This is a genomic window from Streptomyces sp. NPDC104371 (assembly GCF_055583785.1).
In genome coordinates this window covers 22,840-47,026 of the sequence record NZ_JBVJNF010000006.1, presented here as the reverse complement: position 1 = coordinate 47,026, position 24,187 = coordinate 22,840, and the positions used below count along the sequence as shown (strand labels likewise).

General features: G+C 69.5%; 22 protein-coding genes. 12 read left to right on the top strand and 10 right to left on the bottom strand.

The window, feature by feature from the left end; translation table 11 throughout:
* Window positions 1–42: 42 nt before the first annotated feature.
* A complete protein-coding gene (locus tag ACZ60T_RS19470) occupies window positions 43–1,569 on the bottom strand; it encodes a site-specific integrase (RefSeq protein ID WP_469667008.1) in 1,527 nt (508 codons plus the stop codon).
* Window positions 1,566–2,252 (bottom strand): helix-turn-helix domain-containing protein, encoded by a 687-nt coding sequence (locus ACZ60T_RS19465; RefSeq protein WP_469667007.1) that lies wholly within the window; start codon window positions 2,250–2,252, stop codon window positions 1,566–1,568. Before ACZ60T_RS19465 ends, ACZ60T_RS19470 begins: the two co-directional genes overlap by 4 nt.
* Window positions 2,253–2,348: 96 nt before the next feature.
* On the opposite strand from ACZ60T_RS19465, the gene ACZ60T_RS19460 reads away from it, so the two are divergent.
* From ACZ60T_RS19460 to ACZ60T_RS19440, 5 genes are all read left to right on the top strand, one after another.
* Window positions 2,349–2,588: a hypothetical protein gene (locus ACZ60T_RS19460; RefSeq protein ID WP_360063471.1), complete on the top strand. Its 240-nt coding sequence runs from the start codon at window positions 2,349–2,351 to the stop codon at window positions 2,586–2,588.
* Window positions 2,589–2,851: 263 nt separating this feature from the next.
* Window positions 2,852–4,108, top strand: coding sequence for a DUF3631 domain-containing protein (locus ACZ60T_RS19455; RefSeq protein WP_469667006.1), 1,257 nt, complete (start codon window positions 2,852–2,854; stop codon window positions 4,106–4,108).
* Window positions 4,109–4,590: 482 nt separating this feature from the next.
* On the top strand, window positions 4,591–5,367 hold the full coding sequence (locus ACZ60T_RS19450) for a DUF2637 domain-containing protein (RefSeq protein ID WP_469667005.1): 777 nt from the start codon (window positions 4,591–4,593) through the stop codon (window positions 5,365–5,367).
* Between the two features lie 336 nt (window positions 5,368–5,703).
* Window positions 5,704–6,264 carry a MobC family plasmid mobilization relaxosome protein gene (locus ACZ60T_RS19445; RefSeq protein WP_469667004.1) on the top strand — a complete coding sequence of 187 codons (561 nt, stop codon included), beginning with the start codon at window positions 5,704–5,706 and terminating at the stop codon, window positions 6,262–6,264.
* Window positions 6,261–7,976 carry a relaxase/mobilization nuclease domain-containing protein gene (locus ACZ60T_RS19440; RefSeq protein ID WP_469667003.1) on the top strand — a complete coding sequence of 572 codons (1,716 nt, stop codon included), beginning with the start codon at window positions 6,261–6,263 and terminating at the stop codon, window positions 7,974–7,976. The genes ACZ60T_RS19445 and ACZ60T_RS19440 overlap by 4 nt, the downstream gene beginning before the upstream one ends.
* A 441-nt stretch (window positions 7,977–8,417) precedes the next feature.
* On the opposite strand, the gene ACZ60T_RS19435 is transcribed toward ACZ60T_RS19440, so the two are convergent.
* The gene (locus tag ACZ60T_RS19435; protein WP_469667002.1) at window positions 8,418–9,602 is read right to left on the bottom strand and encodes a serine hydrolase domain-containing protein; all 1,185 of its coding nucleotides are present in this window, start codon (window positions 9,600–9,602) and stop codon (window positions 8,418–8,420) included.
* Between the two features lie 160 nt (window positions 9,603–9,762).
* On the opposite strand from ACZ60T_RS19435, the gene ACZ60T_RS19430 reads away from it, so the two are divergent.
* Window positions 9,763–11,094, top strand: a complete 1,332-nt coding sequence (locus ACZ60T_RS19430; protein ID WP_469667001.1) for an MFS transporter — start codon at window positions 9,763–9,765, stop codon at window positions 11,092–11,094.
* A 19-nt stretch (window positions 11,095–11,113) separates the two neighbouring features.
* Here ACZ60T_RS19430 and ACZ60T_RS19425 read toward each other — a convergent pair whose 3' ends face one another.
* A complete protein-coding gene (locus ACZ60T_RS19425) occupies window positions 11,114–11,710 on the bottom strand; it encodes a TetR/AcrR family transcriptional regulator (protein ID WP_469667000.1) in 597 nt (198 codons plus the stop codon).
* Window positions 11,711–11,868: 158 nt separating this feature from the next.
* On the opposite strand from ACZ60T_RS19425, the gene ACZ60T_RS19420 reads away from it, so the two are divergent.
* The 3 genes from ACZ60T_RS19420 to ACZ60T_RS19410 are packed head-to-tail and all read left to right on the top strand — an operon-like array spanning window position 11,869 to window position 15,804.
* On the top strand, window positions 11,869–13,425 hold the full coding sequence (locus ACZ60T_RS19420) for a class I adenylate-forming enzyme family protein (RefSeq protein WP_469666999.1): 1,557 nt from the start codon (window positions 11,869–11,871) through the stop codon (window positions 13,423–13,425).
* Window positions 13,426–13,450: 25 nt separating this feature from the next.
* Window positions 13,451–14,647 (top strand): acyl-CoA dehydrogenase family protein, encoded by a 1,197-nt coding sequence (locus ACZ60T_RS19415; protein WP_469666998.1) that lies wholly within the window; start codon window positions 13,451–13,453, stop codon window positions 14,645–14,647.
* 29 nt (window positions 14,648–14,676) lie between these two features.
* Window positions 14,677–15,804 (top strand): CaiB/BaiF CoA transferase family protein, encoded by a 1,128-nt coding sequence (locus tag ACZ60T_RS19410; RefSeq protein ID WP_469666997.1) that lies wholly within the window; start codon window positions 14,677–14,679, stop codon window positions 15,802–15,804.
* 213 nt (window positions 15,805–16,017) lie between these two features.
* Here ACZ60T_RS19410 and hemC read toward each other — a convergent pair whose 3' ends face one another.
* The 4 genes from hemC to ACZ60T_RS19390 form a co-directional block, all read right to left on the bottom strand.
* Window positions 16,018–16,989, bottom strand: coding sequence for a hydroxymethylbilane synthase (gene hemC, locus ACZ60T_RS19405; protein WP_469666995.1), 972 nt, complete (start codon window positions 16,987–16,989; stop codon window positions 16,018–16,020).
* The gene (locus tag ACZ60T_RS19400; RefSeq protein WP_469667355.1) at window positions 16,986–17,426 is read right to left on the bottom strand and encodes an NUDIX domain-containing protein; all 441 of its coding nucleotides are present in this window, start codon (window positions 17,424–17,426) and stop codon (window positions 16,986–16,988) included. Before ACZ60T_RS19400 ends, hemC begins: the two co-directional genes overlap by 4 nt.
* A 367-nt stretch (window positions 17,427–17,793) precedes the next feature.
* The gene (locus ACZ60T_RS19395) at window positions 17,794–18,276 is read right to left on the bottom strand and encodes a hypothetical protein (RefSeq protein WP_469666994.1); all 483 of its coding nucleotides are present in this window, start codon (window positions 18,274–18,276) and stop codon (window positions 17,794–17,796) included.
* The gene (locus ACZ60T_RS19390; protein WP_469666992.1) at window positions 18,273–18,713 is read right to left on the bottom strand and encodes an ATP-binding protein; all 441 of its coding nucleotides are present in this window, start codon (window positions 18,711–18,713) and stop codon (window positions 18,273–18,275) included. Before ACZ60T_RS19390 ends, ACZ60T_RS19395 begins: the two co-directional genes overlap by 4 nt.
* A 254-nt stretch (window positions 18,714–18,967) precedes the next feature.
* On the opposite strand from ACZ60T_RS19390, the gene ACZ60T_RS19385 reads away from it, so the two are divergent.
* The 3 genes from ACZ60T_RS19385 (at window position 18,968) to ACZ60T_RS19375 (ending at window position 20,435) form a co-directional block, all read left to right on the top strand.
* A complete protein-coding gene (locus ACZ60T_RS19385) occupies window positions 18,968–19,855 on the top strand; it encodes a helix-turn-helix domain-containing protein (protein WP_469666991.1) in 888 nt (295 codons plus the stop codon).
* Window positions 19,842–20,033, top strand: a complete 192-nt coding sequence (locus tag ACZ60T_RS19380; RefSeq protein ID WP_469666990.1) for a DUF397 domain-containing protein — start codon at window positions 19,842–19,844, stop codon at window positions 20,031–20,033. Before ACZ60T_RS19385 ends, ACZ60T_RS19380 begins: the two co-directional genes overlap by 14 nt.
* 99 nt (window positions 20,034–20,132) lie before the next feature.
* Window positions 20,133–20,435: a hypothetical protein gene (locus ACZ60T_RS19375; protein WP_469666989.1), complete on the top strand. Its 303-nt coding sequence runs from the start codon at window positions 20,133–20,135 to the stop codon at window positions 20,433–20,435.
* Between the two features lie 508 nt (window positions 20,436–20,943).
* Here ACZ60T_RS19375 and ACZ60T_RS19370 read toward each other — a convergent pair.
* Both ACZ60T_RS19370 and ACZ60T_RS19365 read right to left on the bottom strand, forming a co-directional pair.
* Entirely contained in the window at window positions 20,944–23,304 is a 2,361-nt protein-coding gene (locus ACZ60T_RS19370; protein WP_469666988.1) for an ABC transporter permease, read from the bottom strand.
* Window positions 23,301–23,993, bottom strand: coding sequence for an ABC transporter ATP-binding protein (locus tag ACZ60T_RS19365; protein ID WP_365629134.1), 693 nt, complete (start codon window positions 23,991–23,993; stop codon window positions 23,301–23,303). The genes ACZ60T_RS19370 and ACZ60T_RS19365 overlap by 4 nt, the downstream gene beginning before the upstream one ends.
* Window positions 23,994–24,187 lie beyond the last annotated feature (194 nt).

Below are 24,187 nucleotides of genomic sequence, written 5' to 3'. Positions count from 1 at the left end.
TGCGTGAGCGGATGCGCCTGTGTCCTGCGGATCGGCCGGTGCCTAGGCGGACGGTTCGGCAGCTGCCGGACGAGACCGGGGGACCAACTTCGCTGCTTTCTCGGCGATCTCGCGGTCCAGCTCGGGGAGCAGGCTTGTGTACGTGTCCGAGGTCAGCGTGATGGTGGAGTGCCGGAGCGTCTCCTTCACCGTGTGGATGTCGCCACCGCCTCCGTGCGTGAGCGTCGCGGCCACGTGGCGCAGGTCCCGCAGGGTGATAGGCGGCAGGTCGGTCGTGGCGAGGATGCGGCGGAAGGTCTCCGAGACGGTCTCAGGGTGGAGCCAGGAGCCGTCCTCCTTCGTGAAAACCTTGCCCGTGTCCTGCCAGGCGCTGCCCCAGGCCGCGCGTTCCTTGTCCTGACGGGCCTTGTGTTCGCGCAGCACGGCGATGTTCATGCTGTCGAGCGCGATGGTGTTGGCGCTGCCGTCCGTTTTCGGCTCTGACTCGTAGGGGTCCCAGCCGTCGACCACGATCTCCTTGGCGGGGGTGATGAGGCCGGCGCCGAGATCGACCTCGTGCCAGTCCTGGCCGACCGCCTCGCCGCGACGGAGGCCGCGGGTGCCCATCAGATGGAAAGCCGCGTACAGGCGGTCGCTCTCGGCGGCATCGAGGAAGACGCCGAACTGCTGCGGGGTCCACACCATGACCGGGCCAGGGATTTCGCCTGTCTCGCGCCAGCGCCATACCCGTTCATCGGTCCAGAGGAGCGGCTTAGGGCGCCGGCCGGACTCCAACTCGACGTGGGAGGCCGGGTTGAAGGTGATGAGCTGCTGGGCGATCGCGGAGTTCAGTGCCGCGCGCAAGGTGCGACGGATCGCCTGCCGGGTGGCCGGGCCGGTGATCTTCCGGAACGGCTTCATCTCCGCCAGCTTGGCCCGTTCGCCCGCGAGTAGCTTTCGCTCGGCTCCCACTGGACGTCCGGGCTTGCTCGGCTTACAGCGGGCGATCTGCTCGCGGCGGGCTGCGTTCTCGGCCGCGATCACCTCGTTCTCGTCGGCGATCGCGTCGAACATCTCCACGAGGTGGCCGACGTTGAGCCGGTCGAGGCGTACATGGCCGATGCGCGGCTTCAGGTGGACGCGGATGTGGGAGGCGTAGCCGTTGAGCGTGGTCTTGCGGCGCTTCTTGGCGGCGAACCACTGGTCCAGCCACTCGCCGACGGTGAGGCTGCCGCGAAGGGCCAGGCCCGCCCTGAGGCGGCGTCGGGTCTCCTCAATGGCTGGCAGCGGGGCCTTCTCGGCTGCGACCTCCTCCAGCATGGCGACGAGGCGCTGGAGGCTGTCGGCGTCGTCCTTGTCCGCCAGGGCGAGTAGGGAGCGGACGTGGTCCAGGTCAGCCTGAGCGTCCTTCAGGGACTCATAGCCGGCGCGGCTGAAGGAGCGGCGGGCCCCGTTCTCACGGGGTGGCAGCTCCTGGCGTATGGAGTAGTAACCGTGCTTGCGGCCCTTGCGCTTGGGGCACGAGGAGCCGAGTTCCTTGCCGGTCTTCGGGTCGCGGCAGGAGCAGCGGCGGTAGGTGGAGCCCTTCAAAGGCGTTCCTCCGGGGTGGTTTTGGTATCGGGCTCGGGCGGGTCGACGTCACCCAGCGCGGGCGGCAGGTCGGGTGGGGTGGCTTCCTCCTCGCGGAGGTCGCGGCGGAGGTGACGGAGCCTGTACTTGGCGGAGATGGCCTGGTCGGCGTACTTGGCCCGCTGGCGCTCGGCCTCTTCCTTCTCGGCGCGGCTGGTGGCTGTCTTGGCCGCGAACCGCGCCCGTTCTTCCTCTTCGAGCGCGGCGAGAGCGGTGCGGACAAGGCTGGCGTGAAGCTCGAAGTCGGGGACCAGGCCGGCGTCGTAGCCGGGCACGTCCTCCTCACAGGTGAAGCGGCGCAGGGCGTCCCAGGTGGGCACGAGGTGCTGGAACGGGAGTTCCTGGGTCTCCTCGACGTAGCCGACCGGGAAGATCAGGCAGACCGGGTACGTCTCCAGGGCCGCGGCCAGGACCATGACGTCCACGAGGGGCAGGTTGGCCCGGCGGCCGGACTCCATGTTGGCGATCACGTTGCGCGGGATGGGATGCCCGAGTTCCTCGCACCGGTCCGCCAGGTCCTGCGCGCTCCATCCCATCTCCTTCCTCCTGCGCCGGACTTCACCGGCCACGTTGGCCTTGATCCGGTCCGCCCACTCGGGGACGTCGTCCTCGTCGCTTCCATCATGGGAACCGTGCTGTGTCATATAGACACAGTAGCTTCGTCATCCTGGTTTGTGGACGCCTGGAGACGGATGTGATGACCGCGTTCGCCGAGGGCTGCATGGAAAGGAGCGCGCTGCATGCGCGACGACGCGACGGCCGCAGACTCGAAGGGCGTGAAGGGGATGAGCCGGGAAGAGGTGCTCGCCCTTCCTGTGGCTGTTGACCTGGATACGAGCAATCGAGCGCTGGGGCTCGGTCGGAGCAAGGGGTATGAGTTGGCGAAGCGGGGCGCCTACCCGTGCAAGGTGCTGCGGTTGGGCAATGCCTACCGGGTGGTGACCGCAGATCTGTGGGAGTTGCTCGGGCTGGCGGCGTGAAGACCGGGGAGCGTAGCAGACGGTTCTGCGCTGAGCTGACACAGAAACGCTGGACTGTTGCCGGGGGCGGACGTACTGTCCGTGTTCCCTCGGGGAGCAGACCGCGTGTCCCGAGAAGGGACAGAGCGCGTGTTCCGACTCGGAACACGGCGAGCCTCCGGCGCGGCAACGCCGGAGGCTCGGGAATCCCCGTCGCCCGCATTCAACGAACGATCCGCGCCGTCGGGCCTGCATGCCCGGCGCCGCAGAAGAGGAGCCGCCCAGTGCAACCTGAGAACCTCGCGCCCTATTCCGCCCCCGCAGCCGCCGCTTGGCCGCCGGTCGCCGTGCCGGGCAAGCCCCACCAGGGCGAACCCGAACACGCCGCGTCGGCCGAGGTGGCCGAGACACCGGCACCGGATCCGGAGCCGACCGCCGGGTCGGCGCTGCTGGACGAACTGCGTGCGCAGATAGCGAAGTTCGTGATCCTGCCCTCGCCGGAGACGCTGGACGCGGTGACGCTGTGGGTGGCGGCGACTCATCTGCAGCCCGCTTGGCAGCACGCGCCGCGTCTGGCAGTGGTGGGACCGGCCAAGCGGTGCGGCAAGTCGCGACTGCTGGACGTGCTGACCGAGACGGTCCACGAGCCGATGCTCACCATCAACACCACCCCGGCGGCGGTGTTCCGGTCGATCACCGAGGAGCCGCCCACGCTCCTGGTGGACGAGGCGGACACCATCTTCGGTACGCCGAAGATGGCGGAGAAGAACGAGGAGATGCGCGGCCTGCTCAACGCCGGCCACCAGCGCAACCGCTACGTCACACGGGTGGTCGGCAACGACCACACCCCGCACCGGTTCGCCACCTTCGCCATGGCGGCGCTCGCGGGGATCGGTGACCTGCCCGACACGATCATGGATCGAGCTGTGGTGATCCGTATGCGCCGCCGGGCGGAGGGTGAGCGCGTCAAGCCCTTCCGCTCCCGACGCGACATCCCCGCCCTGCACGACCTGCGCGACCGGATCGCTGCATGGGCAAGGCCGCTGCTGGACGAGGCGGCGGATCTGGAGCCGGACATGCCGGTGGAGGACCGGGCTGCGGACACCTGGGAGCCGTTGATCATCATCGCGGACCTGGCCGCCGGATCCTGGCCCCGGCGCGCCCGAGAGGCGTGTGCACGGATGGTCGCCGCTGAGGTCGAGGCAGAGGAGGACCGGCCCGGCGGAGCCCGGATCCTCGCCGACATCCGCAGGGTATTCGTAGCCCAGCGCGAGACCGACAGCCTCACCACGGACGAACTACTCCACCAGCTCCGCCAGGATGCCGAGAGCCCCTGGGCGGAGTGGGGACGCAACGGGCTGAACGCCAAGGACCTGGCAGCGATGCTCCGGGAGTTCGACATCAGGCCCGGCAACGTCCGCCTCGCCGACGGAACTCAGCGCAAGGGCTACATGCGCAACAAGTTCCTCGATGCCTGGCGGCGGTACTGCCCCACCGTTCACTCAGTGAACGCCGCGCCTGCTGCCCCCGCCGCGGACTGAACCCCCACACCCCCGGGTGCCCGTACCTGCCGTCCCTGCCGTGATCTCGCAGGTCAAAAGGCGTGCAGGCAAGACGGCAACCGGGGGCAAGACGGCACCGCGATCATGGTGATCGCCGACCGCCGTGAGTACGCCGCCCGGATCCGTCTCGTGCCGTCCCGCACGTCCCCGCCGTATCACCGCAGGTCAAATCCCTGTCTGCCGGGACGGCACAACGTAACGGTGCCGTCCCGGCCCGCAGGGGATACGCCGAGCCCCAACCGGCCGACCGCTCGCCGTGAGGCCGCCCACTGCACACGCCAGAAAGCACCCGGATGCCGCCGGTACGGCAGATCAAGGCCCCTGCCGTACCGGCCCTGACCTGGGCTTGCAACGGACAAGACGGCAAGACGGATCACACCGCCAAACCTTCAGGAGCACCCCGCTTGACCCTCCCCACCCCCATGAGTCGGGGGCACCGGCCCGACGAAGGACGGCTGTCGATGACCAAGCAGGACATCGAGCGGTACACGCTCGGTGCGGCCGGAGTCGTCATCGTCGCCCTCACCATCAGCGGATTCTGGCTGTCGTACGCGCACCTCGCCGAGGTCGCCGGACAGCACGGGCTGCGCAGCTCTCCCACCCGCCGTTGGGCCTGGCCGGCCACTCTGGACGCCTTCATCATCGCGGGCGAATTGCTCATGCTCCGCGCGGGCCTGCGCAGGGCGACCGACAAGTGGGCAATCGCCCTCACGGCCACCGGATCGCTCGGCTCCATCGCGCTCAACGTGGCCGGAGTCAACGGCACGGGCAGTGCGAGCACCGTGCCGCTGCTCGACTACGTGGTCGCCGCGGTTCCGCCGACCGCCGCGCTGCTGGCCTTCGGCGTCCTGATGCGCCAGATTCACCAGCTCGTCGACCAGCCCGCAGGCCATCTGGATCCCTCGCCGGTCCAGGTGCCGGAACCACCGGTCAGTGCCCCCGCCAAGGCCGCCGAGCCCGCGCAGGCGCCCGCCGTACCTGCCCAGCCGCCGGAACCACCTTCCGAGCGTACGGAAAGCAGGCCACGTGGCGGCCGTCCGCCCGGCGCCACGCTTGAGGAACTCGTGGAGATCGGCCGGATCGCCCTCGCCGAGCACGGCACGCTCACCCGGTCCCTCCTCCGGAAGGCCGTCAAGGACAAGGGGCTGACGATCAGCAGCGAGCGGCAGACCGACGTGATGAGCGTCCTGCGGCCCGAGATCGAAGCCACCGCCGAAACCGGTCCGGACGGCAACTGACCGGAACACCTACGGGGTGACCGGAACCCTTCCGGTCACCCCGGCCAGCCAGTCACGTCGCCCGCTCATCCACAACCTGTGGACCGCGCGCTGGCCACCAGTGCCGGCCACCCCTCTCCTACGACCCGCATGCGCATTGCGCCCCTTTTCGGAGAACCTCCTGTGACGTCACCACTGCCCCGCACTGGCCACCCTGCGGACGAGCCACTGGCCCAGGCTAAGTCCCCTACGCTGATAGGCCGTTTGAGGCGCGCGTTCGGACGGGGTGCCCCTGGCGGAGCCAGTAGTACCCCGAGTCCGACTCGGGGCCGGTCTTCGGGGGTCTCCGCCCCGGGGGTGGCGGAGACGGCCCAGCGCCAGGGGGCGCAGGACCAGGAGGCCGTGGCCGAGGGCGGCCCTGACCTGGACACGCTCCACACCGTCCAGCGCGAGATCCTCCGCCCCGTATGTGAAGACGCTGCCGCCGTCGGCGAGTCTTCTGTGAAGAGCGTCCAGCCGACGATCCGCCGCTTCACCGGCGAAAAGCGTGATGCACGCGTCGGCCCCCTGCGTTTCCTTGATGAGGAGCGTGCCCGCCTCCAAGACGTCGCAGCCGAGCACGGCTACAAGGGAGACTCCGGGTTCGCGGCCGACGTGGTTATGGCCTTCATCACCGGACGGTTCACCGCCAATCTCCCCTTGTCCGAGGACAGGCGCCGAACACATATCTTTCGCGCCCAGGTCCTGCGCCAGCTCAACCGGATCGGCGTCAACGTCAACCAGATCGCCCGCGCCCTCAACAGCGACCAGACCCCACCCGACATCCGCCAGCGCCTGACCGAACTCCAGCAGCTGCTGGAGCTGATCGCCGAGGCCCTGCGCCAGCCCGCTGAGCCGGAGACGGAGGCAGCCGCATGATCGCCGCCATCAAACGGGCAGGGGCCAACACCCGCGGCCTGCTCGCCTACCTCTACGGCCCCGGCCGTCACGACGAGCACCTCGACCCGCATATTGTGGCGGGATTCGCCATGCTCGGCATGCCCGACCCCGGCCGCGACGAGGACGCCACCCTCACCGAACTCACCCGCTACCTCGATGCGCCCGTTCGGCTCCGGAACAGCGAGTTCGGCAAGAAGGTCACGGACCACGTCTGGCACTGCCCCGTGCGTGCCGCACCCGAGGACCGCTACCTCTCCGACGCCGAGTGGGGCGAGATCGCCCGGCGCATCGTCGAGGCGGCCGGCATTGCCCCGGCCGGTGACGACCTGGCCTGCCGCTGGATCGCCGTGCGCCACGCCGACGACCACATCCACATCCTCGCCACCACCGTCCGCGAGGACGGCCGCCGCCCCAAACTCCACGACAGCGGCCTCCGCGTCGGCGACGCCTGCCGCGAGATCGAGAAGGACTACGGGCTGCGCCGCCTGAAGAAGGGCGACCGCACCGACGCCCGCCGACCCACCCAGGCCGAGATGCACAAGGCCGAACGCCTCGGCTGGGAACAGCCCAGCCCCGAGTGGCTCCAGGACCGCATCCGCGCCGCCATCCCCCACGTGACCAACGCCGAGGAATTCATCGCCTACCTGGAAGCCGACGGCATCGAGGTCAAAGTCAAGCGCGGCCCGTCAGGAGACCTCCTCGGTTACGCCGCCGGCCGCCCCGGCGACCTCAACGACAACAAGGAGCAGATCTTCCACCCCGGGGGGAAGATCGCTCCCGACCTCTCCCTGCCCAAGATCAAGGAGCGCCTCGAATCAGGCCAGCCCGAAGAGCACCCCACCGCCCGCCGCAACCGCCCCAGCACCCCCTGGCACCAGGCCACCGACGCGCTCGACACCCTCCACGCCGACCTCGCCGACGACACACACGCCCAGGCTCATATCGCCGCCCTCGGCGAACTGCTCGAAGCCACCGCCCAGAAGGCCCCCGACCACCTGCGCACAGAACTCCAGGCCGCCTCCAAGGCGTTCGGCCGAGCCCAGCGCTCCCGGATCCGCGCCGAAGACCGAGCAGCCGACGCCCTGCGCAGCGCGGCACGCGACATCGTCCACACCGCCACCGGCCCCGACGGAAGCGCGCTCGCCGCCTTGCTCGCAGCCCTCGTCTGGGCCGCCATCGTCGCCGGACGCTGGCACGAGGCGAAGAACCACGCCCACCAGGCCGACGCAGCCCGCCAAGCCGTTCAGCACCTCCAGACAGCCGCGGACCGAGCCCTTGCCCCGACGCTCGCCGAACTAGCAGCCCGGCTGCCGAAGGATCAGGCCCACCGTGTTCTCGCGAACGACGTGCGGGCAGCCGTCCCCGACCACGCCGAACGGATCCTCGCCGACCCGGCCTGGCCGGCACTCGCCACTGTCCTCTCCGACGCCGAAGCCCACGGCCACCAAGCCCACCAGCTCCTCAAGGAGGCCGCCGCCCAACGCGAGCTGACCACCGCCCGCCAACCCGCCCGCGTCCTCATCACCCGTATTCAGCACACTGGCCGAAACCCGGCCCCCAACCGCCGCGCCGAAGCCGCCCGCCGACGCTCCACCTTCGCGGCCTCATTCCCCACCCAGCGGAGCCGCAATGCCCAGCCCGGAGCGGCAGGGGCGATACCTGCTGAGCAGCAGATCCGACAGCGCCGGTAGGGAGCAAACACCCCACGTGCCCTGCCGGTGGCCGTCATCCAATGGTTCTGAGTAATGGCTTTCCAGTAGGTCGGCTGTGGGCGCAAGCCCCGCAGTCGACCAGCCGGGATCGCTTCGCCCTCGGAGAGCAGGCGAAGCCTGGCCCATCCGGGCCGCCACCAGGTGACAGGCTTTCCCGAACTGGTCCATGCTGAAAACGCGCGCATGGGTAGACCAGTCGGTGTTCGGCTCTGGTTGCCGAGACGGGCTGCCCTTTCCGGCCCCTGTCCGGGCTCCCCGCGGTGCAGCCGCACAGTGCCGGTCACCGCGTGTCAACCGATCCCACACCGTGGTCGGCCGGGCCTTCCAGGAGGATCCGCGCTGAGAGAGCGGCCGGTGCCGAGCCGACCGGAGTCCGTGACCGTCACCCGGTCACGGACTCCGCTGTTTTCGGCGCCCGCTTTACGCGTTGAGGTGGACGCCGATTCGCACGAACGCCTGGACCAGCGGGACCGGTGGCACCGCGGATGAGATGACCTGTGAGCCGAAGTGGACGACCACGAGGTCCAGGCCCGGCGAGACGAAGAGCCGCTGCCCGTGGATGCCGCTGGCCATGTAGGAGTCGTAGGGGTCGTTCAGGATCCACCACAGGTCGTGGTAGGAGAGCGTGGTCGGTGAGTCGGGGGGTGCGGCCGGGAAGCGGACCCGGCGGGGGTAGCCCTCGGGCACGCCGCTGGCGATCGTGCCGGCCACTTGCTGCGGGACCACCTGCTGGCCCGCGACCGCCCCTCCGCAGCGCAGCATCTCACCGAGCCGGGCCACATCGCGTGCCGTCGCGCTGAAGCCTCCGCATGCGGCTTCGACACCGTCGCCGTCCAGGATGTAGTACGCGTCCTCCTCCGCACCGATCTTGGCCCACAGCATGTCGCTGAGCAGGGCCGAGGTGGACAGGCTCGTGACGCGGCGGAGGACTTCGGCCAGCGTCTCGACATTGCCGTTCTCGTAGCGGAACTCCTCTCCCGGGGCCCCCGTGGCGCGGGCGGTCAGCAGGTGCTCGCGGATGCTGGTCGGACCGCTGTAGCCGAACGGCCGCAACTGCGGGGCGATGACCGCGTAGTAGCGCTGGGCCTCGATCGCCTTGTCGAAGCCGCGGCTGGCGTAGCTCACCTGGGTCCCCATGTGGAGCAGGTCCTGGACCCGGGCATCGCCGAAGGCCGTCCCGGCGAGTTCGGGGACGTAGGCGCAGGCCGGGGCCGTACGGTCCAGCAGCCCCTGGTAGGCGAGCGTCGCCGCGGCGAGGCCGAGGTAGGACTTGGCCGCCGAGGCGTTGAAGTGGGGGGTGTGCGCGTCGGCGCCGTGCAGGTAGCGCTCGTAGACGACCTGGCCACGGTGCATCACCAGGAACGCGTCCGTCTGGGCCGCGGCGAACAGGTCGGGAAGCTTGAGCGCGCCCGCGTCGGTGGTGACGAGGTCGAGGGAGTCGAGGTCGGCCTCACTGCGCGGCAGGTGACGGACGGGCGCCGAGCCTCGCCACACCCGTCGGCTGGGGGAGAGTTCACGGCCCTGGGACGTGAAGCGGCGGATCCAGGCGGGATCCGTGTAGCCGCGGGTCCACAGCAGATCACTCAGCGGGGCTGTCTCGGGCATGACTCACTCCTTCGCGCCAGGTGTTTCCCAGCGCGTTGTTGTTCGAGGCGTTGACCTGGCGTGACCTGGCGCCTAGGTTGCCAAATCAATCGATCGCTAACAGACAGCTTGTACGGGAACATACTTCCATTTCAATACTCCAGAGCCGCAGGAGTGCCCGATGGTCGAGCCGCAGCCCCGAACCGCCCCCCGCCCGGACGCCGCCGGGCCGCCATCGGATCCTCGGGCCGATCGTCGGCGCGCCTGGCTGATAGCCGCGCTGATCGTGGCGTTCATGCTGGTCAACTACGCGGACAAGTCCGTCCTGGGCCTCGCGGCCGTGCCGATCATGGACGAGCTGCACATCAGCAACAGCACCTACGGCCTGATCTCCAGCTCCTTCGCCCTGCTGTTCAGCCTCTCCGGACTGCTCGTCGGGTTCGTCTCCGCGCGGGTCTCCAGCCGAGTGCTCCTGGTCACTCTGGCCGCCGTGTGGGCGGTGGCGCAGCTGCCGGTGCTCTTCGTGGCGTCGGTGCCGGCGCTCGTTGCGGGGCGGGTCCTGCTGGGTGTGGCCGAGGGGCCGGCCGCACCCATGTCGATGCACGCGCTGTACAAGTGGTTCCCGGAGGACCGGCGGGGCCTGCCGTCGGCGTTGCAAATCAGTGGCGCGGCGCTGGGCACGCTGATCGCCGCGCCGGTCGTGACCTGGCTGATCAGCGCGTTCGGATGGCGCTCGGCCTTCGCGGCGCTCGCCGCGGCCAGCGTGGTGTGGAGCCTGCTGTGGTGGAGGACGGGGCACGACGGACCGTACGGCCACGAGTCCGCGCACTCCGCGCAGGGCGCCAGGTCCGACACCGGAGTGGCGACCCGGCTGCCGTACCGAGGGCTGCTGCTGAACGGGACGGTGCTGGGGAGCATCTCGGGGGCCTTCGGCGCCTCCTGGGCCCTGGCTCTGAGTCAGGCGTGGCTGCCCGCCTACCTGCGCACTCAGCTCGGCATGTCACCGGGCCGGGCGGCGACGCTCATCAGCGGTGTCTCGGCGTTCTGCTTTGTGCTGCTGCTGGCTGTGTCGCCGCTGGTGGACTCGCTGAAGCGGCGTGGGGTGTCGAGCCGTTGGTCGAGCGGTGCGCCGCAGGGGGTCGCGGTCGCGGTCGCCGGGCTGGCCATGGCGGCCTTCCCCTTCGCCGACGCCCGGGTGCTGCTTCTGGTGCTGCTCGCGGTGGCGTTCGGCGCGCACGCCATCGCCCTCCCGCTGCACTACATGACGACGGCCGCCGTCGTGCCGCCCACGCAGCGCGGAGCGGTGTTCGGCATCGTCGCCGCAACCGGAACCCTGCCCGGCCTGATCGCGCCGTACCTGACCGGACGCCTGCTGGACTCGGCTCCCTCGCAGGGCACTGGATACACCCATGCGTTCCTGCTGTCCGCCGCCGTGATGGTGGTCTGCGGGCTGGTCGCCCTGACCGCGATCCGGCCCGAGAGGGACTCACAGCGACTGAGTCCGATGGGCTGAACGGCGGCAGGTGGGCAGTTCAGGCCGGTGGCTCAAAGCCGCTGGCCCAGTAGCGGCCGTGCATCGCGAGGTCGAGGAGCATGCGAACGACCTCCTCGGCCGGCAGGGTCGGCGTGTCCTGCTCGACCCACCAGCGCAGCACCGCGATCTGCTCCCCGACCCACACCCGGGCCAGCAGCTCGGGGTCGATGCGCGGCTGGACGGCGTTGCGCTCGGCGCGGGCGCGGAACTCCTCGGCCGTGGCCCGGGCGCAGGCGTCCACGAACATCTGCAGCGGCTTGCCGTCGCCCTCGCCGCGCAGCACGATCCGGTACAGATCGCGCTCCTCGCGCGCGTGCCGCAGCATCTCCAGCACCGGCTTGCCGGTGAAGCCGATCGCGCTGTCGGCGACCGCGGGCGCCAGACGCTCGGACAGCTCGGCGAGCAGGTCCGCGGTCACGCGCGCGAACAGGTCCTCCTTGTCCCGGAAGTGTGCGTAGAAGGTCGCGCGTGCCACATCCGCGCGCTCGGTGATGTCCTCCACCGTCAGCGCGGTGAAGCCCTGCTCCAGAACGAGCTCCACCAGGGCCGCCCCCAGGACCCGGCGTGAGCGTCTGGTCCGCCTGTCCTCCGCCATGCACCCCTCCTCATCGTCGCGCACGGTCGTCGCGCTGCGTACGCGCTCAGTCTAGGAGACTCTTGACATGCTAGAAGTTAATGAACAAGCTGTCTGGAACTGAGCGGTATGTAAATCTACGGACGCGTCCATGGACGTCATCTACTGAGTAGGCCCTCATGAACCTCGGCATCTATCTGTCGCGCAGCGCTCGCTACTGGCCCCAGGCCCCCGCCCTCGTCTGCGGGGACCACTCCTGGACCTTCACCGACCTGGAACGGGCTGCCAACCGCCTGGCCTCTGCCCTGGCCGCCCGGGGCCTGCGCCCCGGCGACGCCGTGGCCTCCCTCGCGTGGAACCGCGGTGAGCTGGTGGAGATCGAATTCGCCCTGTACCAGGCCGGGCTGACCCGCGCGCCCATCAACGCCCGCCTCGGCCGCGGCGAGATCGAGCACATCCTGCGTTACGCCCCCGTACGCGTCCTCATCTACGACGCCGCCCACCGCGAGGACGCCCTCGCCGCAATCGCCTCAGCGGGTACCGGATGCCTGCCAGTCTGCCTCGACGGCGCACAGCCGGGTGAGGTCTCCTACAGCGACCTGCTGGCAGAAGGGGACGAGGCACCCGTCCGCGTCGAAGTCGGCGAGGACGCCCCCTGCGTCCTGAACTTCACCTCCGGCTCCACCGGCGCCCTCAAGGCCGCCGTGCAGACGGCCGGCAACCGCCTCGCCAACATGCGCAAACAGCTGATGGCCGACGAGTCCCGCCCCCGCCCCGGCACCCGCTACCTCGCGTGCGGCCCCATCACCCACGCCACCGGCATGGGCCTGCTCGCTGGCGTGTTCGGCGGCTCCACGACCTACGTCCTGCCGAGCTGGAGCCCGCAGAGCTTCCTGGAGACGGTCGAGAAGGAACGCATCACCGCCACCTTCCTGGTGCCGGCCATGCTCAACACGGTCCTCGCCCACCCCGACGCCAGCGGCTTCGACCTGTCCTCACTGGCGAGCGTGCGCATCGGCGGCGCGCCCATCTCACCCCAGCGCCTGCGCGACGCCGTGGAGTTCTTCGGCCCGGTCGTCGCCCAGGGCTACGGGCTCGGCGAGACCACCAGCGTGGTCGCGGGCCTGAGCAGCGAGGAGATCGCCCGGGCGGTGAAGGAGGACCCGGAACTGCTCCAGTCCTGCGGCCGCGCGTCGTACGACACCGAGATACGCGTCGTCGACGAGGGGGGCCGGGAACTGGGACCGCGCGAGGTCGGCGAGGTCATCGTGCGCGGCCCGGACTGCGTACGGGAGTACTGGCAGGAGCCCGAGCTGTCCGCGGAGACCTTCCGCGACGGCTGGGTGCACACCGGCGACCTGGCCTGGATGCGGGAGGACGGCTACCTCTTCCTGGTCGACCGCAAGAAGGACATGATCATCTCGGGCGGCTTCAACATCTACTGCACCGAGGTCGAGGCCGCCCTGTACGAACACCCCGCGGTGCAGGAAGCCTGTGTGGTCGGCGTGCCCGACGAGCAGTGGGGAGAGGCCGTCAAGGCGGTTGTCGTCACCCACGCCGGTGCGACCGCAACGGCCGACGACCTGATCGCCTTCTGCGCCGGTCGCCTTGACCGCTTCAAGAAGCCCCGCTCGGTCGACTTCGTGCCCGAGCTGCCCCACAACCGCAACGGCAAGCTCGACCGCAAGGCCGTACGCGAACCCTTCTGGGCGGGCGCCGCCCGCCGCGTCAACTGATCACATTCTGTTCGGAGCCTCCGCCGTGACCTTCTCCCTCCACCCCGCCTACGACGACCCGCGCACAGCCGACCTCGTCGACCGCCTGCGCGACTACCTCGACGGCGAACTCGCCGACCACGAACGCGAACGCGGCCTCACCCACGCCAGCCGCCTCACCCGTGCCGACCTCGAACCGGTCTGGCGCCGCAGCCGCGAACTCGGCTTCTACGGCATCCACCTGCCCGAGGAGTACGGCGGCCAGAACCTCACCTACACCCAACTCGCCGCTCTGAAGGAGGAGATCGGCGCCAGCGGCCGCGTCCTCGCCCACAGCGTGCTCGGCGACATGGGCGGCCCGCTGCGCGCGGGCGACATCCTCAAGCACGCCACCGAGTACCAACTGGACAAGTACCTACTGCCGCTCATCCGCGGTGAGCGCGCCTGCTGCTTCTCCCTCACCGAGACCGACGCCGGCTCCGACATCCGCGCCATGCGGACCGTAGCCGTACGCGACGGCGACGGCTACCGGCTGACCGGGCACAAGGTGTTCTCCTCCGCCGGCCCCTTCGCCGACTTCGCGATCGTGGTCGCCCGCATGGCCGGTACCGGAGAACAGGAGGGCGAAAAGCCGCAGTTCTCCGCCTTCCTGGTGGACCTGGACAGCCCCGGCTGCCGGGTCGAGGACGGAGCGACCCCGATGTCGGGGGAGCACATCGAGAGCGACATCGTCCTCAACGACTGCCACGTGCCGGCCGCCAACCTCCTCGGCGAGGAAGGCAAGGGCATGCGCATCGCGCTGGGCCGGGTCACCACCAACCGGCTGTTGCACTGCCCCACCGTCCTCGGCGCCACCCGTCGCGCTCTCGCCCTCACCCTGGACCGCACCCGCACCCGCAAGGTGGCGGGCGGCCAGCCGCTCCTCATGCTCCAGGCCATCCAGCACAAGGTCGCGGACATGGCCACCGAGTTCTACGCCGCACGCTCCATGACCTACGCCGCGATGGCGGCCCTGGACGAGGGACGCGAGGTACACGCGGAAGCGTTCATGTGCAAGCTGTTCGTCGCCGAGTCCGCCTTCCGCATCCTCGACGAGGCCGTCCAGATCCACGGCAAGGAGGGCCTGACCCAGGGCAACGAGATCGAATACCTCTTCCGCAAGATCCGCATGTTCCGCGTCCTCACCGGCACGTCCGAGATCCAGCGCAACGGCATCGCCAAGCTCCTGGCCTTCAACCACTGACCAGCCCACACCTCCGTAAGGCGACCTCGATGACCGTTCCGCACTGGTCCTCGCTGACCGGCAAACGCATCCTCGATCTCTCCCGGCTCCTGCCCGGCCCGTACGCCACCTCGCTTCTTGCCGACCTCGGCGCGGACGTCATCAAGGTGGAGGACCCGGCCAGCGGCGACCCCCTTCGCGTCGCCCCGCCGCTTTTCGATGCCCTGAACCGCAACAAGCGCTCCGTCGCCCTCGACCTGCGCACCGAGGACGGCCGGACCACCTTCCTGCGCCTGGTCCACACCGCCGACGCGGTGGTCGAGAGCTTCCGGCCCGGCGTCCTGGACCGCCTCGGCCTCGGGTTCGACACCCTGCACGAGACGAACCCGCGTCTGGTCCTGTGCTCCCTCACGGGCTACGGCCAGACAGGCCCGTACGCCGCCCATCCCGGCCACGAACTCAACTTCCTCGGCCTGTCCGGCTTCTTCGCAGTCCCCGGCCGCCTTGACGGGACGATCACCCGCCCCGGCGTCCGCGTCGGCGACATGGCGGGAGCCATGCACGCAGCGCTGGCCCTCACGGCAGCGCTGACCGGCGACGGGGTTCGGGAAGGTCAGCACATAGACGTCTCCCTCAGCGAGTCCATCACCGCCTGGTGTTCCCTCTTCGCCCTCCCCCTCATCGGCATCGAAGACCCCCTGGCGGCCGGACTCGTCCAGGGTGACAACGACGTCTTCACCACCTCCGACGGCAGGCTCCTGTCGTTGGCCACCTTCGAGGACAAGTTCTGGCACCGCCTGCGCTCAGAACTGGCCGCCGACTTCCCCGAACTGGGCACCCAGGCATACGACCGACGACCCGAACGCACGGCAGCGAAGGACCAGGTGAACGCCCTGCTCGGCAAGGTCTTCGCCGCCAGGGACTACGACTGGTGGCACCGCCGCCTCACCGAGATCGACGCCCCCTGGGCACCGGTCGTGACCGACCCCGCCCATCTCCTGTCCGACCCCCACACGACGGCCCGAAACCTCTTCATGAAGCCCGCCGGGAGCACCTCGACCCCCCAGGCCCGTTTCCCGGTCACCTTCGGCGCCGGCCTCACCACCTTCCGCAGCGTGGCACCCGGCCTGGGCGAGGACACCGAGGAGCTGCTCGCGGAACTTGATGGCGCACACTGAGCCACCGTGCCTGAGCGAAAAGCACGACACCACAAACAAGCCAGGCTCCGCGAGCGGCAGCGGCTCGCGGACGTCGTGGAACAGTGTGCCCAAAACATGCGGGGGTACTTTGGGCCTCTGACCAGCGGCGATATGCAGTAGGGACAGCAGACGGCCCCGGCACCTGTGGTCCTGGTGCCGGGGCCGTCTGTGTGTTCCGAAGGGGCGTCGCCGTTAGTGGGGAATGCCCTCGATGATGTCTCGGGCGCCCTGCCGCAGCAGCTCGGAGCAGACGCGCGAGCCGAGCACCGCTGGATCGTTCAGGGACTCGCCCCACATGTGGGCGTGCACGAACTTGGAGCCGTCGCGGCTGAACACCATCCCCCGCAGCGACAGCTGGCCGTCGGGTTCCGTGATGCAGTGCCCCGCGATGGGGCTGTTGCAGTGTCCCCGTAGGCCGTGCAGCATCACGCGCTCGGCGGTGATCTCGGTCATGGTGCGGTCGTGGTTGAGCTGCTGGAGCAGGTAGGCGACCGGGTCGTCGTCCTTCCGGCATTCGAGGCCGAGGGCACCTGCGCCGACCGCCGGCAGCATCTCGGCCACCTCGAACATCTGCCGGGTGCGGGCGGACAGGCCGAGGCGTTCGAGGCCGGCCCGCGCGAGCACCATCGCGTCGAGCTTGTGGTCCATCTTCTTGCGGCCGTCCAGCTTGTCGATCCGTGTGCCGACCAGGCCGCGGACCCGTACGACGTTGAGGTCGGGGCGCACTCGGTTGATCTGCGCCTTGCGGCGTACGGCCGAGGTGGCGACGGAGGCACCGGGCGGGAGGTCGGCCAGCGTCTGCACGTCGGACTCCTCGGGCACGACCAGGACGTCGCGCACGTCGTCGCGCTCCAGGTAGGCGGCGAAGATCAGTCCCTTGGGCATGGGGACGTCGCCGGGGACGTCCTTCATACAGTGGACGGCCATGTCCACCTCGTGGCGCTGCAACATCTGGTCGATCTCGCGGACGAACAGGCCCTTCCCGCCGAGCTGGGCGAGGTCGCCCTGCCACTTGTCGGCCTCGGTCGTCACCGGCTTGACCTCGATGTCGAGGTCGGGCTCGACCTTGCGCAGCAGGGCCGACACCTGGTCGACCTGGGCGAGCGCCAGGGGGGAGCTGCGGGTGCCGATACGCAGCTTCCGGGCGGGGAAATCGTTGTTCATAACGTCCCTTCTCTGGTTTCACGGTAGACCGCACGACTGGGGGTCTGGAGAGGTCCCGCGATCCGCGCGGCTATTGCGGGGTGCAGCAGCGTTTCTGCGTCGGCGCGGGTGGCCCAGCGCCAGGCGTCGAGTTCGTCGCGCTGCAAGGTGATGAGGGCGGTGTCGGCTGGGTAGAGCATGGGGCCGGCGAACAGGAACGCGATCCGGTCGCGGCGGCCGAGCCTGGTGGATTCCAGCCACTCGACGGCGAAGAGGTCGTCTGGCTGCACGTCGAGGTCGAGCCCCAGCTCTTCCCGTGTCTCCCGGAGTGCGGCGTCGAGCGGCGACTCGCCGAACTCGACGATCCCGCCGGGCAGCTGCCATGGGGCGTCGGGCTTGGCCGGGCGAACGATCAGCAGAGCGTCGCTCGGATTGGTGATCAGCACAGCGGCCGTCATCGGGTGGCCGGGGGCCGGAGGTGGCATCGTGCGTCCTTTCCGGGGCTGGTGGATCACAGAAGGCGGGCCAGCGAGGGAGGCATGAAGAGCCCTCTTGCCCGGTGCTGCGCCCAGGCAAGGGGGCCGTCGTTGTCCTGCCGCGTTGCGTACCTCGGACACAGCAAGCAGTCGTCGAGGTGCTGGGCCGGTACTTCCCCGGGGTGTACTTCGGCGATGTGCCGGGCAGTCATCAGTTCTTCCCAGAAGTGCCCTTGTGGGGAGTCCCAGTTGTTGCCGAGACGCCGTAGCCATCGAGCGCACTCTGGGCAGGCCCACATGAACGGCGGGGGCAGGGGCAGAGCGGGGGTCCCGCTCGGGTCCTCCTCCATCAGCGGTTCCTCAGAGCTGTTACGCCCGTGAACGCGCGTTTCGTGATGATGACGCGGTCAAGGTAGTTGGCGACAGCGTCGGGGCCGGCGCCCGGGGGAATCGGGTCGAGGGCGATCGTAATCACGGCCGCTCCGCCACCATCGAGATGCCTTCGCCACGGGTCACCGGGGGTGGGTATCTGCATGAAGACCTTGGGGTGCCCGTAATCGAGGGCGACGTACGGACCCCGCGTCACGATGCGGTCGCCGATGTCCGGTGCGATCTCAACGGCCGGACGTAAGCCCATCGCGTCGGCCATGCCCATCAAGCCGACCTCGATCGACTCGGTCGTTTCGCCGGGATGCTGCGGCGGAGCATGGCCGATCAGTAGAAAGGCGACCGGGTCTCCCAGTGATACGGCGTCGACCCAAGTCGACACGATGCACTGGGCAATGAAGTCGGGGCCGGGCACTGCTCGGATTGTGAGGCCGGTGTCGGTCACCTTGCCACCTCAGCCCACACGAACTTTCCGAAAGGACGCTCGCCGATGCCCCACAGCCCCGGGCACAGCGCTTCAAGGATGATGAGGCCGCGCCCGCGGTCACGTTCGGCGGACTCGGGCCGGTGGCGGGGCACGCGGCGCACAGGGTCGTGTACCTCGACGCGAGTTCGGTCGGCCTTAGGAGCCAGGACGAGACGAATTGAGTCTCCGGGCTCGCTTCCGTACCGGTAGGCGTTGGTGACCAACTCGCTGGTGACCAAGACGACATTGTCAACGTGCCTCTTCGGCACGTCTGGCGAGTGGCGATCGATGAACGCGCGTGCGAACGCGCGGGCCTGGCCGGCTGATTGGGGTTCGCTCGTCAGTAACAGGAAGGGGCTCAGCCCGTCGAGCGGCGGGGTGTATCCGGGCGGGTGCGCCTGCGGCAGATCGATCATGCGTGTCCTCTCACGGACAAGTGCTGTGCGCAGTAGCGGACTTGTGCAGGCCGGTACGACGACGTAGCGGAAAGATCGCTCACGGGGAGTGGATTTCCAGACTGCACGGCGCATGGTTCGCCGTGCAAGACTTCATGGCGTTGTACCGCTTGCAGGGTGTCGAACTGACGTCTTGTACTGCGGAACGAGCACCCAACAGCTTTCATCGTGAGGGACGAAAGTCCTTCATACTGGGCTCTGTAGGAGGGGTTGAGATGGCTGAGGGTCCGACCGGGTCAACAGTTCCGCGCCGCCAGCTGGGGCGGAATCTCCGAGATCTACGCAACCGGGCACGACTGACGGTGCGCGCAGCAGCGAAGAAGCTGGAGTGGTCCGAGGCGAAGATGTGGCGCATCGAGACCGGCCATACTCCTCTACGTAGCCTCGACGTTCAGGCAATGTGCCTGGTGTATGGCGCTCCAGCAGACCTCACCGAGGCCCTGATGGGCCTCGCGAAAGAGACCAAGGCGCGGGGCTGGTGGCATGCCTACGGCGACTTGATCCCGGAAGGTTTCGACGTCTACGTGGGCCTTGAAGAAGCCGCGGCGTCGCTGTCGTTGTACGAGAGTGACATCGTTCCGGGGCTGCTTCAAACCGACGGATATGCACGCGAGATCATCCGTACGCACATCCGAGGGATTGACGACGCGGACCTCGATGGACGCGTGCGTCTGCGAATTGAGCGTCAGTCGCTTCTGACCCGGGTCACCGATCCGCCGGTGCTGCGCGCGGTCCTGAGCGAGGCTGTACTACGTCGTCCCGTTGGCGGGCGCGACGTGATGGCGCAGCAGCTCGCCCACCTCGTCTACGTCGCGGAGCTGCCGAACGTCTCGATTCGGGTGGTGCCCTTCGACGTTGGTATGCACTCAGGAGTCGTTACCGGGCCGTTCATCATCTTGCGGTTCCCCTTGACCGGCGACGGAGTCGCCACGGAGCCGCCGACGGTCTACGCGGACGGGTACACCGGGGGTCTCTATCTGGACAAAGAGCGGGAGGTGGAACAGTACGACGCGGCCTTCAACGACATCTGGACAGCATCGCTGGACGAGCAGGCGTCGCGGCGCCTGATTTCTGAGGTAGCAGGGAGCTATGAAAAGGGTTGAAGACGTCGAGTGGTTCAAGTCGAGCCACAGCAACGGAAACGGCGCCTGCGTCGAGGTGGCGTACCTTGACGACGCGGTCGCCATGCGAGACAGCAAAGAGCAGGCGGGGCCGGTCCTGACGAGTGCTTTCGAAGGGTGGCGAGCATTCATCGGAGGCGTGGCCAAGGGCGAACTGTAGGCACTGCCCGCGGAGATCCGAACGAATCGCGTCCCAAAGCACAACGCGCCCCCCGTACGGCCACAGTCGGCCGTACGGGGGGCGTTGTCATGGACTTCGGTGGCGACCCGTTCGGCCCTGTCGACGCAGGAGGTCCACACCCTGGTCACCGAAGTCCGCCGAGTGCTGAGACCAGGCGGCGCCTTCGTCTACACCGTCCGCTACACCGGAGATGTGCACCACCGGGCCGGCGCCGGACGCGGAGACGACATCTGGGAGCACGGCGGCTGCGCCGTCCACTTCTTCCCTCGTGATCTGGTCGACGCCATTGCCGAGAGCTGGAGCCTTCAGGAAGTCGATGCCTTCGAGGAGCGCGATCTCCCGAGGCGGCTGTGGCGCGTCACTCGGACCGTGCCCGGGTGAGCGCAACCCGAAGACTTCGGTGCCGTCGTATCCCATGAAGCCTCCAGACCCGCCGCGACCGCCGACCAGCGAGGCTCCACACGCCCCCACCGTGCCGACAGCCGCTGCCGGTACCGAAGAGAACTCTGCCCTGTCACCTCTCGCAGCTCGGCACACGGCAGGTCACACCCGCCTTCGTGCGTGAGCGATGCGTGAGCGGACTGTCCGGCACGGGGCGTCATGAGCCGGACGGAGCACGCTGCCGCATGGCGCTGATCAGTCGAAACAGCACCACGCGGCAACGGCGAGCACCACCCGGCAAGCCTTGGCCAGGACTTTTAATCCATTGGTTGTGGGTTCGAGTCCCACAGGGCCTACGGATGTGAGGGAGGGGTTACCCCTCCGACCCGCTACGCGGCGCCCGGGTCGGCTTCGGTCGGCTCGGGCGCCGCGTCGTTCGGCCCCTGCGTCGAGCGGGTGTGCCTCAGGGGCGCGAGGTTCGGTGCGCCGGTGAGTGGCGCGCAGGGCGCTACTCGCTCCTCAGCGCCGCCGCGGTCCTCGCCCTCGCCGCCCACCCCGCGGGCAGCAGCGCTCCCGCCGTGGCGATCACCAGGCCACCCAGTAGCAGACCGGCCAGTACCGGCGGCGAGTACACCGCCATGTCCGTCGCCGGGATCGCGGTGCCCGCTGCGTGGCCCATTACCGGCGCCACCCACGTGTGCAGGGCCATGCCGACCGGGACGCCGACCGCTGCCGCCACCAGGCCGATCCCGGCCACCGAGGTGAGCACCATGGCGACGGTCTGCCGCGGCGACATGCCGAGCGCCTTGAACACCCCGAAGTCGTGGACGCGTTCACGGGTGTCCAGCACCACCGTGTTGAGGACGCCCAGCCCGGCCACCGCGACCAGCATGAGGGTGAACATGGCCACCAGTGCGTCGATGGCGATGATGGTCGGGTTGATCCTGTTCCCGGTCGGGAGCACCAGGGTGTCCGGCGACCGCAGCGCCTTGCCGAGCGAGGCCGCGTAGGCCGTGGCGTCGGTATCGGGCTTCAGGTCGATGCTGAACTGCACCAGCTCCGAAGGGATCGTGAGGTCGAGCCCGGCCAAGGAGGAGAGGTCGGTCCGTATGACCGTGCCGCCCTCGCTGGTGTCCAGGTCCTCACCGACGATCCGCACCGCCGTGCGACGGCCGCCCGCCGTGAGAGTGATGGTGTCACCGACATGCGTCCCGGTGGCCCGCAGGAAGCCGTAGGGGGCCACCGCCTGCCCAGGGCCGTGGAACCAGGTTCCGGAGATCATCTGGTAGGCGCCCCACGAGGAGTCGCCCTGATAGGCGACCACACGGGTCGAACCGGCCAGTTTGGCCACGCCGACCTGAGTCCGCGCGGTGCTGAAGTACCTACGGGTGCCCGGCTGCGCGGTGATCTTCGCGGCGATCAGTGCCGGATCGGCCGTGTCGCGGGAATCCTTGTCGGCCAGTGGCGCGACGTTCTGCACTGTCACCGCGCCCGCGTTCTCACGGTCGAGCCCGTTCTGGACGTCGTTCACCGAGATCGCCAGGCCGGTGCCGAAGGTCACTCCGACCGTGCCGAAGACGACGGCTGCCGCCACCGTCGCCGAACGGGCGGGCCGGGCAAAGGGGTTGCCCAGCCCCAGACTCAGTGCGCGCGGCAGCGGCAGCCTGCCGAGCAGCCGCCTCACCGCCCGGCCACGGCCGGCCCGAGGTGTCCGACCCAGGGCGATCGCCTCGACCGTGCGCAGCCTTCCGGCCCGTAGTGCGGGGGCCAGTGCCGTCGCCGCGACCACGATCAGCGCGACGGCGGGGACGGCCAGATCGATCCACGGTGCGATCGTCAGCGAGCTGGTGCTGTAGGCGCGCTGGGCCACGCCCAGGGCCGGGACCGCCATCAGGTTGCCCAGCACGACGCCGAGAGCGGTGCCGACCGTGGCGGGGATCAGTGCCTGGACGACGTAGGCGCGGACCACTTGTGCCGGGGTGAAGCCCAGGGACTTCAGGATGCCGATGCGCCTGGTCGCCGTGCCGACCGCGCCGTTGACCACGGTGCCGATGACCAACATCGACATGACCAGGCCGATCACCCCGAAGGCGACCACGAAGGGGACGAGGGTCGATGTGGTGCGGTTCGCGGACCGTTCGGCCTGCAAAGAGGAGGAGGCCCCGGTCAGCGACCCCGGGGGTACGGCGGACTCGATCGCCTTGCGGTCGGCGGTGACCTCGGCATCGGTGGCGGCGTGCCGGAAGCGGTAGAGCATCTGTAGGCCGGGCCTGCTGCCCGGCGCCGTCAGGGCCGCCGCCTGCTCGGGGGAGACCCAGGCGTCCGCGGTCGCGGTCACCGACCGGGCCAGCCCCACCACGGTCAGCACCGGCTTGCCCGGCAGGTCGGGAAACGACAACTGGTCGCCCACGCCCAGCGGCGTGTCCCGGTCGCTGAGCACGATCTGCCCACTGCCGGTGGCCCAGTGGCCCGCGGTGAGGGACAACTCGTCGACCGCTTTGCCGGTGTCCGCTCGGCCGACCACGCTCATCTCGGGCAGGACACCGCCGACCGGCATCCGCGCATGGTTGGCGCCGATCCGGGGGGACAGCGACCGCACGGGGTAGGGCCCCGCGGCGGCGGTCACGTCGGCCAGGTGCACGGTCGTGGCGACCTGCGCGGCGGTTGCCGTGGCCGGGTCGAACCAGGCCGTCAGATGCGCGCCGCGCTGCTTGGCGAAGGCGTGCTCGAACGGCGTCCGGGAGGCCACCAGCAGTCCGGCCGCCAGGACCGCCGCGGCCACCGCCATCGTGGTGGTCAGCACCGTCACCAGGGTCTGGGTCCGGCGTCGGCCGACCCCCGCCCGAACCACCTTGCCCAGCGCGCTCATCCGGCTACCACCCGGACCACATCGCGCGCGATCCGGCCGTCGACCAGCTCGACGGTGCGGGTCGCACAGGCGGCGGCGAGTGCCGTGTCGTGGGTGACCAGCACGATCGTCTGCCCCTCTTGGTTCAGCTCGGTCAGCAGGTCCCTGACCTCGGCCGCGGAGGCGCTGTCGAGCGCGCCGGTCGGCTCGTCGGCCAGCAGCAGTTGTGGACGGTTCATCAGCGCCCGTGCCACCGCGACCCGTTGCCGCTCACCGCCGGAGAGACGGCCGGGGAAGGCGCGCGCGTGCCGGGCGATGCCCAGGCGCTCCAGCAGGTGGGCCGCCCGGTGGCGGGCCAGGGCGCGCGGCCGGCCCGCAAGCTGTGCGGGCAGCAGGACGTTGTCCTCCACGGTCAGGTCGTCCAGCAGGTTGAAGAACTGGAAGACCATCCCGATCCGTTCCCTGCGGTACCTCGCCAGGGCGGCCTCGCCCTGCTGGTCCAGGCGGAGTCCGCCCACGGTGATGGTGCCCTCGGACGGCCGGTCCAGCCCGGCGATCATGTTGAGGAGGGTGGACTTGCCGCTGCCCGAGGGCCCGAGCACCGCCAGTGCCTCGCCGGCGTTCACCTCCAGGTCCATGTCGGCCAGCGCCGGGCGCCCTTCGTCGTACTTCTTGTTCACGTCGCGGATCTCGATGATCGGCGCGGTCACGGGTCCTCCACGGGTCGGGAAACGGCCGGGGCGCCGCTCCTGCGGCGCATTCCTCGATGCCTCCCAAGAAGCTAGGAACAGAGGGGAGTTCGCCGACACCGGGCTGAGCGGGGTCTTGGAGGTGTAGCTGGCTACAGCCCCGTTTCGGGGCCCAGGACGCATGCCCGTCGAGCTGGTTGCCCCGCACACTGGTC

Bases quoted from the DNA above. Each gene is read 5' to 3' on its own strand.
- ACZ60T_RS19460 (WP_360063471.1), top strand. From the start codon at position 2,349: ATGCGCGACGACGCGACGGCCGCAGACTCGAAGGGCGTGAAGGGGATG.
- ACZ60T_RS19380 (WP_469666990.1), top strand. From the start codon at position 19,842: ATGAAAAGGGTTGAAGACGTCGAGTGGTTCAAGTCGAGCCACAGCAAC.
- ACZ60T_RS19465 (WP_469667007.1), bottom strand. From the start codon at position 2,252: ATGACACAGCACGGTTCCCATGATGGAAGCGACGAGGACGACGTCCCC.
- ACZ60T_RS19370 (WP_469666988.1), bottom strand. From the start codon at position 23,304: ATGAGCGCGCTGGGCAAGGTGGTTCGGGCGGGGGTCGGCCGACGCCGG.
- ACZ60T_RS19425 (WP_469667000.1), bottom strand. From the start codon at position 11,710: ATGGCGGAGGACAGGCGGACCAGACGCTCACGCCGGGTCCTGGGGGCG.
- hemC (WP_469666995.1), bottom strand. From the start codon at position 16,989: ATGAACAACGATTTCCCCGCCCGGAAGCTGCGTATCGGCACCCGCAGC.
- ACZ60T_RS19430 (WP_469667001.1), top strand. From the start codon at position 9,763: ATGGTCGAGCCGCAGCCCCGAACCGCCCCCCGCCCGGACGCCGCCGGG.
- ACZ60T_RS19450 (WP_469667005.1), top strand. From the start codon at position 4,591: ATGACCAAGCAGGACATCGAGCGGTACACGCTCGGTGCGGCCGGAGTC.
- ACZ60T_RS19435 (WP_469667002.1), bottom strand. From the start codon at position 9,602: ATGCCCGAGACAGCCCCGCTGAGTGATCTGCTGTGGACCCGCGGCTAC.
- ACZ60T_RS19420 (WP_469666999.1), top strand. From the start codon at position 11,869: ATGAACCTCGGCATCTATCTGTCGCGCAGCGCTCGCTACTGGCCCCAG.
- ACZ60T_RS19385 (WP_469666991.1), top strand. From the start codon at position 18,968: ATGGCTGAGGGTCCGACCGGGTCAACAGTTCCGCGCCGCCAGCTGGGG.
- ACZ60T_RS19410 (WP_469666997.1), top strand. From the start codon at position 14,677: ATGACCGTTCCGCACTGGTCCTCGCTGACCGGCAAACGCATCCTCGAT.
- ACZ60T_RS19440 (WP_469667003.1), top strand. From the start codon at position 6,261: ATGATCGCCGCCATCAAACGGGCAGGGGCCAACACCCGCGGCCTGCTC.
- ACZ60T_RS19400 (WP_469667355.1), bottom strand. From the start codon at position 17,426: ATGACGGCCGCTGTGCTGATCACCAATCCGAGCGACGCTCTGCTGATC.
- ACZ60T_RS19390 (WP_469666992.1), bottom strand. From the start codon at position 18,713: ATGATCGATCTGCCGCAGGCGCACCCGCCCGGATACACCCCGCCGCTC.